The sequence below is a fragment of the Azospirillum sp. B506 genome (assembly GCF_000333595.1).
In the GTDB taxonomy this organism is placed as follows: Bacteria; Pseudomonadota; Alphaproteobacteria; order Azospirillales; family Azospirillaceae; genus Azospirillum.
Map to the genome: position 1 here is coordinate 1 of NZ_BADK01000657.1, position 1,003 is coordinate 1,003.

The 1,003-nt window shown below is 63.8% G+C and carries 1 pseudogene; it reads left to right on the forward strand.

Features of this window, described 5'->3' with window-relative positions:
- A pseudogene (locus tag I71_RS19505) lies at window positions 1-1,003 on the forward strand (DNA-directed RNA polymerase subunit beta'); the annotation flags it as partial.

The following is a 1,003-nucleotide window of genomic DNA, read 5'->3' on the forward strand; positions in this document are numbered from 1 at the left end:
CATGAAGTACCGCGGCATCATCTGCGAGAAGTGCGGCGTCGAGGTCACGCTGTCGAAGGTCCGGCGCGAGCGCATGGGCCACATCGAGCTGGCGTCCCCCGTTGCGCACATCTGGTTCCTGAAGTCGCTGCCGAGCCGCATCGGCCTGCTGCTCGACATGACGCTCAAGGATCTGGAGCGCATCCTCTATTTCGAAAACTACGTCGTCATCGAACCGGGCCTCACCCCGCTCAAGCTGCATTCGCTGCTGAGCGAGGAAGAGTACATGAACGCCCAGGACGAGTATGGCGAGGACGCCTTCACCGCGTCGATCGGCGCCGAGGCGCTGCGCATCATGCTGTCCGCGCTCGACCTCGACGAGGAGAAGAAGCGCTGCCGTGAGGATCTGCGCGACACCAACTCCGAAGCCAAGCGCAAGAAGCTGGTCAAGCGCCTGAAGCTGATCGACGCCTTCCTGGCCTCGCAGTCGCGCCCCGAGTGGATGATCCTGGAAGTCATTCCGGTGATCCCGCCCGAACTGCGCCCGCTGGTCCCGCTCGACGGCGGCCGTTTCGCCACATCGGATCTGAACGACCTGTACCGCCGCGTCATCAACCGCAACAATCGTCTGAAGCGGCTGATCGAGCTGAAGGCGCCAGACATCATCGTCCGCAACGAGAAGCGCATGCTGCAGGAGGCCGTCGACGCGCTGTTCGACAACGGCCGCCGTGGCCGCGTCATCACCGGCGCCAACAAGCGTCCGCTGAAGTCGCTGTCCGACATGCTGAAGGGCAAGCAGGGCCGCTTCCGTCAGAACCTGCTCGGCAAGCGCGTCGACTATTCCGGCCGTTCGGTCATCGTCGTCGGTCCGGAACTGAAGCTGCACCAGTGCGGCCTGCCGAAGAAGATGGCGCTGGAGCTGTTCAAGCCCTTCATCTACGCCAAGCTGGAGCTGTACGGCCTCGCCTCCACCATCAAGGCCGCCAAGCGGATGGTGGAGAAGGAGCGTCCCGAGGTGTGGGAC